This window comes from Dictyobacter formicarum (assembly GCF_016587435.1).
Map to the genome: position 1 here is coordinate 1 of NZ_BNJJ01000055.1, position 8,543 is coordinate 8,543.

Annotated in this window: 7 protein-coding genes and 2 pseudogenes; 2 read left to right on the forward strand and 7 right to left on the reverse strand. The window is 52.8% G+C overall.

The features are described from left to right. Positions 1–91: 91 nt before the first annotated feature. Positions 92–280, reverse strand: a complete 189-nt coding sequence (locus tag JMI88_RS38955) for a hypothetical protein (RefSeq protein WP_201367481.1) — start codon at positions 278–280, stop codon at positions 92–94. Positions 281–356: 76 nt separating this feature from the next. Here JMI88_RS38955 and JMI88_RS41115 point away from each other — a divergent pair. Continuing rightward, a pseudogene (locus JMI88_RS41115) lies at positions 357–680 on the forward strand (MOSC domain-containing protein); the annotation flags it as partial. 57 nt (positions 681–737) lie between these two features. On the opposite strand, the pseudogene JMI88_RS38965 reads toward JMI88_RS41115, so the two are convergent. Continuing rightward, a pseudogene (locus JMI88_RS38965) lies at positions 738–1,763 on the reverse strand (transposase); the annotation flags it as partial. A gap of 903 nt (positions 1,764–2,666) precedes the next feature. Here JMI88_RS38965 and JMI88_RS38970 point away from each other — a divergent pair. Continuing rightward, positions 2,667–3,716: an integrase core domain-containing protein gene (locus tag JMI88_RS38970; RefSeq protein WP_236023263.1), complete on the forward strand. Its 1,050-nt coding sequence runs from the start codon at positions 2,667–2,669 to the stop codon at positions 3,714–3,716. 401 nt (positions 3,717–4,117) lie between these two features. Here JMI88_RS38970 and JMI88_RS38975 read toward each other — a convergent pair whose 3' ends face one another. From JMI88_RS38975 to JMI88_RS38995, 5 genes are all read right to left on the reverse strand, one after another. Further along, complete coding sequence (locus JMI88_RS38975) at positions 4,118–6,943, reverse strand: winged helix-turn-helix domain-containing protein (RefSeq protein WP_236023264.1); 2,826 nt, start codon at positions 6,941–6,943, stop codon at positions 4,118–4,120. Between the two features lie 448 nt (positions 6,944–7,391). Then, a complete protein-coding gene (locus JMI88_RS38980; RefSeq protein ID WP_201367485.1) occupies positions 7,392–7,577 on the reverse strand; it encodes a response regulator transcription factor in 186 nt (61 codons plus the stop codon). Positions 7,578–7,607: 30 nt separating this feature from the next. Continuing rightward, the gene (locus JMI88_RS38985) at positions 7,608–7,934 is read right to left on the reverse strand and encodes a rhodanese-like domain-containing protein (RefSeq protein WP_201367486.1); all 327 of its coding nucleotides are present in this window, start codon (positions 7,932–7,934) and stop codon (positions 7,608–7,610) included. Between the two features lie 20 nt (positions 7,935–7,954). Further along, the gene (locus JMI88_RS38990) at positions 7,955–8,335 is read right to left on the reverse strand and encodes a RidA family protein (RefSeq protein ID WP_201367487.1); all 381 of its coding nucleotides are present in this window, start codon (positions 8,333–8,335) and stop codon (positions 7,955–7,957) included. Continuing rightward, positions 8,332–8,543 (reverse strand): RidA family protein (locus JMI88_RS38995; protein WP_268906066.1); only part of this gene is annotated, 212 nt, incomplete at its 5' end. The genes JMI88_RS38995 and JMI88_RS38990, both read right to left, overlap by 4 nt.

The window sequence follows — 8,543 nt, forward strand, 5'->3', positions numbered from 1 at the left end:
ATGCTCTTAGACAGACACTAGACAGACACACCTGGCACGAAAACGTCGTCCAATACACCATCGATCAGCCGTTCAATGCAGGAACAGCTGATCAATAATAGTCGGATTGCATGACACCATGGAACAGAATGTTCTCATCTACAGGCTGGAAAAAGCATGGGCGAACGCCGCTTGCATCGCGGCTCGTGAAGCCGTAATGAGCCAGGAACCCCTGATCCTGAGGCAAGCGCGGCAAGACAAAGCGAGAAGAGGCATCCCACCTGGCTTCACTCAAGCCCATGAATCGCATGCTCTATGCTAGCATGATGAACAGGAAGGAGAATCGTATGCCACAATGACTCTCGGTCAATGTTGGTCTGCCACGCGATATCGCGTGGCGTGGAGAGACGGTACGCACGGCGATCTGGAAAGAGCCGGTACAAGGTCGCAGAATGGTGCGACACCTGAATATTGGTGGAGATACGCAAGGAGACACCAACGGGCATGGCGGCATATACCGCGCAGTCTTTGTTTACCAGCTGGATTCCTACCACTACTGGGAACAGCAACTTGGCCGCCATGACTTTCACTTCGGGCAAATCGGCGAGAACTTTACGGTGGACGGTCTGTCTGACGCAGAGGTCTATATTGGCGATCGGTATCGCATTGGCAACGCGCTCTTTGAAGTCACACAACAACGATTTTCTCACAGTACAAAAAATTCTGGCCGCTGATCTGCTAGAGCATCAGTCGAGAAATCAAGCAGCATCTTGAAGATCAGCTTGAAGCGACTGGGAACGGGCCAAGACGTGCAGATTGTGGACAACAGCACACCTGCGTAAATCGAAGAGGTTCTTGCGCAGTCCGCGATACCGAGCGCGCCGTCCTTGCCATCGACCAACATGAGCAAGCGTATGCTCAACTGCGACCCGTTCGCGCAGTTGAGCTCGTCCTTGCGGAGTTTGTTGGCGCTCTCGTAACTCGATGAGCAAGGCTTCATCAGGGTGGATGCTGACACTACGGCCCTTGGAACTGGTGGTACATTGGGCTTTTAGAGAGCACCCCGTACAAGCCTCTTTGGGAAAATGGACCATGCCACCAGGAACAAAAGGCATTTCCCTCTTGGCGGGACATTGAATGATCTGTCGTTCCCAATCCAGGGTGAAAGCTTGCTTGTGGAAGCGCTTGCCATTGCGAATTGGCCAGGCTTTGCAATAGATTTCCAAGTCGTCGCCGCGCTCACGAACCAGATGGCTGCTCAAATACGCCCGATCGATATGCAGTTCCTTCAAGGAAGCCACTTGCTGAGCCAAATCTGCACTGATGGCTTCGGTCACGCTGGCTTCGGGTACGTTTGCCGGGGTGATTCCTACTGCTCGGATGAGGCCGGTGTCCAGGTCATGGAGCACATGCCGCTTGTATCCATCGACACGCACACTGCGACTTTTGCGACCATGACGCATCTCGGGATCTTCGACGCTGATACGTCGATCTTTGGCCACTCCTTTGATCAGATTTGCCTTTCCCTTCTCATCAACTTCTACATCTTGTGCCTGGATCTGTTGTGCCACTGAAAGAGACGGCTGAGCCAGTTGCGCATCTTCCTGTTGCAGGGTCTGCACCCAGGTTTCCACGGATCGCAATACGTTCAGGACTAAGGTAAGTGCCTCATCCTTCTCAATTTGTTGGTCCCAATCGCGATCCAACGCCGCTTTCAGGCTGCTCCCACAAACTAACTCGGCTCCCGCATCGCATGCCTGTTCAGGAAATCGGCCTGTTGTGCATGATGAAGGAAGCTTTCTTGCCAATGTACGTGAAATGTGCGTACAATCAACACAGTCCACGCTGCGTAAGCGCTCTGACTTTGCGCCCATTTTCACAAAGACGAGGATCCATCTGTGCGGTCTGTGTTTTCCGTAGAGTAGGGGCCGGTCGCCCATTGCTGGGTCGCCCGTACCCCCCTCCCCGAACCGTGCTTGCGGCTTGTCACCGCACACGGCTCTCCACTTTGTCTGAGTACTTCCTTCTGAGTTCTCGGGACAGCATCAGCACATCCCACTTTCCTCTTCAGGGTTCTTCAGACTCCGCTAGCCCACTTCCCCCCAAACAGAACTGGTTTCGCCGGTGTTACCACCGCTTATCCCTCTTGTCGGGACCTCACAAGAGGTCTGCACAAGCCATTACAGCCGTACGTTGGGTAATATTGGACTTCCGTCGCCATGCAGGAGTAATCCTGTTTAGGCGATCCCACGTTTTTGACGAGAGCAAGATGCGACGTGTGTAGGCCCTCCGTTCGTCTTTTTCCCCTCTGGGAACAGAGTGTGCTGAGAATGTTGGAGAGGCACGCAGAACGAGGTTACGCGCCTCATTCCCAGCCCAGCGTTACGGGTCGTTTTCGCTGGTGTCATGCTAGAGACCACAAGACTGGAGTTCAAGAAATTCATCTTTGACCATGCACATCTTCTGCTGACCGATCAGGAAGCACGACCTCTTTCCCTACGCGGCCTTTTCCTGACATGCTATCGTCGCCCTCCTCTTTCGAGGTTTCAGCCAGTTGGCAGGGGTAAGTCAGGTGCAGAGAAGGCCTTCCAACAGCCTTCACCAAAGTACTCTCTCTCGCCACTTACGTGGCGCACTCGATCAAACAATGCGTCTCATTTGGCTTCCATGCCCTTCAAGAACACGTTTTGCGATGGATAAAGCCACCAACGACTTCTCTTGCGCTCGGTACACTCGCCGATCTGACCAGAAGCAAGACTGAACTGCTCGCGGAACATGCGCTCTTACGACAGCAACTGGTTATCCTTCATCGACAGATCAAACGGCCTCCCTACCGAAAGACGGACCGGCTTCTTCTGGTGCTCCTCGCCAGCATGGTCCGAACCTGGAAACAGGCGCTCTTCCTTGTCCAACCAGAGACGCTCCTCCGCTGGCATCGGGAGCTCTTCCGCTTGTTCTGGAGGCGTAAAACGAAGGCACAGGCGAGAAAGCCAAAGCTCTCGCCTGAAACGATCAGCTTGATCAAGGAGATGGCCGCACACCATCGGCTCTGGGGAGCGGAGCGCATTCGCAGCGAGCTTCTCAAGCTCGCTATTCGGGTGAGTAAACGGACGATTCAGAAATATATGAGACCCATCCGCCGCACACGACCGAGTGGGCAGACGTGGAAAACGTTCTTGCGCAATCATGCGGCAGAGGTGTGGGCGTGTGATTTCCTGCAGGTGACCGATCTCTTCTTTCGTCCGCTGTTTGCCTTCTTCATCATCGAGTGGAAGTCGCGCAAGGTCATCCATGTGAACGTGACACGGTCTCCAACTGATCGTTGGGTCGCACAACAACTGCGAGAGGCGACTCCATATGGACAAACACCCAAATACCTCATCCGGGATAATGACAAAAAATTCGGGCCGAATTTCGCCCGAGTAGCAACGACCAGTGGCATCAAAGTGCTTCGCACTCCGTATCGAACTCCCCAGGCGAATGCGGTCTGTGAACGCTTTCTCGGGAGTGTGAGGCGCGAATGCCTGGATCACTGCTTCATTTTCCAGGAAAAACAACTCTATCGTCTCCTCAATGTCTATGTGCGGTGCTTCAATCAAGCCCGACCTCACCAAGGGCTTCAGCAACGGCTTCCAGACCCACCAGAGCTTTCTGCACCGCCTCCAGGCCAGTCGGGCCACGTGCTTTCTGTTCCGATGTTAGGTGGATTACACCATGACTACCAAAGAGCAGCATAAACCAGAGAAGGCATACTCATGAGGGGTGAGTGAAGGAGACCCAGCGTCCTATGGTGGCTATCTCAAGGGCCTGACGTGTTTTCTGTCTTCCCTGTCCTGTTTTCTTTCCACAGCCGAAGAGAACGCATCTTCTCTTTGCTTGGTTGCTAGAAGAGGCTCTCCGTATTCAGCAAACAGAAATTGACCTGTCCTCGATGTTCTTGCTCCATGCCTCTCTTCGTAAAAACAAGATGAGCGACGAGAGATTGTCCCAGCGCACGTCTCCGGTTCTTGAATAGATGATCTAAGTAGCCAGCACAATACCAGGACTTTTGAAAATGTCGGTTGAGAAGCAAGACATGCTAACGTTTGCTAACATGTCTTGATACTGCAAAGCTCCTGCTTTCTAACAACGGGATACTTCACGATGCTGAAGAGAGCAGGCCAAGAGCGCGTGCCCGTATCGCTGCTTGCGTGCGATTGGTTACCCCAAGTTTGCTGAGGATGTTGCTCACATGGTGTCTGACCGTATCGACTGAAATCATCAGTGTCTGTGCAATCTCCTGGTTGGGGGCACCACGCGCAATGAGTTGCAGCACTTCATATTCCCGCGCACTCAAGAGGTCGAGGAGTGGTGGTATTGCCTCTGAATGCTCCTCATTCTCCTGCTGTTTTGTTTGCGTGCCGTGCGCATTGTCGAAGGCAGCCAGAAGTGCATCCAGATAGGGTGTGAGTTCCCGTTGCTGTTCTTGTGCTCTGAGTCGGGTTAACAGATCTGCCATTGGAACCCCTTCATCCACGAAACGACGAATATAGCCTTCGGGTGCAGCCAGGTTCACGGCCAGTGTAAGGGTCACGAGGGCCTCTTGCCATTGCTGATGTATCTGGTACGCCAGGGCCTGGAGGAGCCACATTTCCAAAACGTGGGCCCACCGTCCTTCAGCCTTTGCCCGCGCAACTAATGGAGCCAACCGAGCCAGTGCTTCGTCCGGTTGGGACTCGGCAAGTGCTATTCTGGCGAGCGCAATTTCCTGTCGCTCTCGTGCCAGAGGAGAGACCAGCAACGCTTTTTGCTCCAGCTCCCGGCTCCAGCTTCTGGCCCGTTCGAGATCGTTGCACGTAAGCCAGAAGCGAACCTGATCCACAGCGCTATAGAGCGTATAACAATATGGAACTGGCATTCTGCTCCAGGCATTTTCTAACAGTTGATGTGCTGTTGCTGCATCCTCTAACGCTCTTCGCGAGAGCGCCAGCTTCAACAAGATCGTATATCCCAGCGGTAAAAAAATATTCAGTTCTGCCTGTTCTCCGAGTTGGATGGCTTGCTCAGCGAGCCGTTGGGCCTCCTCTACTCGGTTCCACTCACGCAAGAGATCCGCCTGACGGGCGTACGTCCAACACACCATGGCTGGCAAATGTCCATTGGCGGTTTGAGCCGATCGAATAGTGCGCTCAGCAAATTGCCATGCATGATGCAATTTTCCCGTTATGGTCATGTCCCAGCTTGCTCTTGTCAAACAGATGTTTGCCAGCGCTGTATCTCCCTTTGCTTCCACCTGCGCAATTCCCGTTTGTAATGTCTGGATAGCGTGCTCGAAGTTCCCCAGAGACAACGTTGCCAGGGATCGAGCGAAGGTGACCTGGATATGCGCCGTCTGTTGCTGCTCAACAAGAAGGGTGAGGGCGTCCTCACTGTAAGCCCATGCGGCTCCAGCATCGCCATCATAGAAGCCTGCAATCACAGCCTGTAAGGCGGCAATTTCGCCGAGAAGACGTGTCGGCGCCTCCGTCTCTTGTGCCTGCCTATTTCCTGTTGCGTTTCCCTCTCGGACGCGAAGCGCTGCCCAGGCTGTTCTGGCAGCGTGTAGCCAATCTTTTGTGATGTCAGGCGGCTCGCCCCAGAACAGGGCCTGAGCATATGCCAGACACAAACGAGGTCGTGCACGGACAACCTCCGATGGCAAGTGTTCGATCCAGAAGGGGATAGTCTGCCAACTCCAGAGCTGCTGGCTTGGGATACGCTCGATAAGCGCCGTGGCTTGCGGCCATGCCCGGGCAAAGATCGCATGCTGGATGGCCTCGTTTTCGGCATGCTGCGTGGCATACCAGTGACTGGCTCGGAGATGGAGGGTGGACATCTTCTCAGGAGCGATCTGCTCTAGACGATACTGTAGTGCCTCAGCAAACAAGGGATGATAGGCATATCGCTGGTGTTCTTTGTCGAGGGGGCTCACAAATAAATTGGCGTGTTCCAGCTCCTCCAGGATGGATTGACTGTCCTGTTGTTCTAACACGGCGTTGCAGATGGCAGGGCAGAGGTGCTCCAGAATTGATGTGTATAACAGAAACATTTGTATCTTGCTTGACTGATGTTGAAGTACTTCATGTAGCAGATATTCCAAAATAGCATGCTGGCTTCCATGGAGTTCCTGGAGCAGGTCTCCTGGATTTGCCCGTCCTTGCAGGGCAAATGCCGCCAGTTGGAGCCCGGCGCACCAGCCCTGTGTACGTGTTTGCACCTCTTGCATATCTTGCTCTGAAAGATGAACATTTATCACCTGACGAAGAAATGCTTCTGTCTCCTCGCGGGTAAATCGTAGTTGTTCGGTCCGGATTTCCTCAATCTGTGCCCGTGCTCGGAGGCGAGCCAGCGAAAACGGAGGATCGGTGCGTGTGGAGAGGATCACACACAAGGCCGGAGGGAGATGCTCGATCAGAAACGAGATCAGAGCATGGATGGTTGGTTCGGTGATCTTGTCATAATTGTCGAGAACCAGGACTACACGTTCATTGCGCTGAGCCAGACTATTGATCAACATCGTGAGCATCGATTGCCATGCTGGCTGGGGAGCTTCGTACAGAAATGTCAGGGGTAATGCTGAGATCCCCGGCCAGCAGTGGTCTAAAGCCGCCAGAACATACGTCCAAAATTGGGCTGGCACGTTGTCACAGGTGTCAAGCGAGATCCAGGTAACCTGTGGGTCGTCAGGACCGAGTGTCTGGATCCAACTTGAGAGCAAGGCGGTCTTGCCAAAACCGGCGGTCGCCGAAATGAGTATGGCATTGCGTTGGAGCCCTGCATGCAATAAGGCTGTGAGGCGAGGGCGGGCAAGGTATGGATGGGAGGATGCAGGGATAAGGAATTTGGTGGCCAGCAGTTGCTCGGGGAGCAATCGTGCTGCAGGTGTCAGTCTAGGCGTGTTTATGACGTCTTCCGTATTCAAGTTATCCGAGGTATCCGGGTCCACTAAAAGTATTATCCTTTCTGTTCAGCATACTGTCAGACGATGAAGGCATCTCCTTCTTGCTGAAGATAGATTTTCTCCCGAGAGACTGAACGCCTCAAAGGTGAGCATTTGACGCGATCCGAAGCCTAGAAGGCTGAACGTTTGTTTGAACATAGGATCTCAATATAGTTTACCATTACGCTGTCTGCCAGTGCTACTAGGAATGAAACGACCCACTGAGGCATTTTCCTCTAAAGGGCTACAGTGTCAAGACACGAAAAACTGACAGGTTTCAGGCAGATTCTGCCTTCTTCCACAGGACATAATAAATCTCTGCAGATGCGTAATGATCCTATAAGGCAGGCAACCTATATTGTAGAACGATGTGCAGGGACTCGTAATTAGTTCAGGAAGAGAGAAGAACGGTGAAGTTATGCGACTTTGTTGCCACACGGCCCACTCTTGTCCATTAAAGGAAACCCATTGCACGTGCACGGGCCTGTGCTTGAGATCGATTGGTCACACTTAATTTGTGGAGGATGCTACTCACGTGTTGCTTCACTGTGCTCACGGTAATGGTCAACCGTTCAGCGATATCTCTGTTGGTGAAACCCAGGACCAGCAACGCAAGCACATCAGCTTCTCGTTCGCTCAAAGGCTCAATCAATCCCTGATGGCCACACGATCAGACCGGGACATCCCGGCCTTCTAATGGATAGCCTGCCTGTTCCCACTCGGCCAGCCCACCTGCAAAATGCAACACGTGAGCATAGCCCTGGTATTCAAGCAACTTGCCGAGGGCAGCGCTGGCAACGCAGGTTCGGTCGGAACAGTAGACAACAATCTCGTCTTCTTTGCGAAGCTCGGCCAGCGCCTTCTGGATGGTGGCGAAGTACAGGGAACCAGGAATGCGTTTCGTCTGGTACTGCCACTCATTCAGAGCCATCACCAGACGAAAGGATGCCTGGTGGTCCATTTTCTGTTTCAACTCTTGATGGTCAATGGTTCTCAAAGATTTTTCCTCCATTTTGTTTACTTCGCTGCTTGTACCTCAGCCTCGACAAGAAAGTCTGGACGAATCAATCCTGACACAATCGATGACATGGCCGCTGGGCGAGCATCGCCTAAGAAACGGTCTCGGGATGCAAGACAGACCGAATAATTCTCTCGACGAGTCAGATAGAAGGTAATCTTGACGATATCTGTGACCTCCATATCAGCAGGCGCTAAAATTGTCTGAATGTTTCTCCAAACTTGCTCGACTTGTTCCTCAATCGTCTCTGGCAGGGTTCCATCAGGCCTGATACCAGATGTTCCGGACGTAGACAGCCAGCGAGCATTCGTTGGAACCTCAATGCCATCACTGGCCTGAGCGACCTTTGTTGCTACTCCTGTATTATGCATTTTATTCATAATGAATCTCCTTCAGCTTTTGCTGCAATGACTTCGATCTCAACGAGAATTTCCGGGTAAATCAATTCGGTAACCACAGAAAACATGCCTGCTGGACAAACCTCGCCCAGGTAACGGCCTCGAACTTGAATATAGGCCGATTTATCCTCCGCGTGAATCAGATACTGGTTGACCTTCACGATATCGGCTATCCCCATGCCAGCAGATT

Coding starts and splice junctions, on each gene's coding strand:
- JMI88_RS38955 (WP_201367481.1), bottom strand. CDS start 280: ATGGGCTTGAGTGAAGCCAGGTGGGATGCCTCTTCTCGCTTTGTCTTG.
- JMI88_RS38990 (WP_201367487.1), bottom strand. CDS start 8,335: ATGAATAAAATGCATAATACAGGAGTAGCAACAAAGGTCGCTCAGGCC.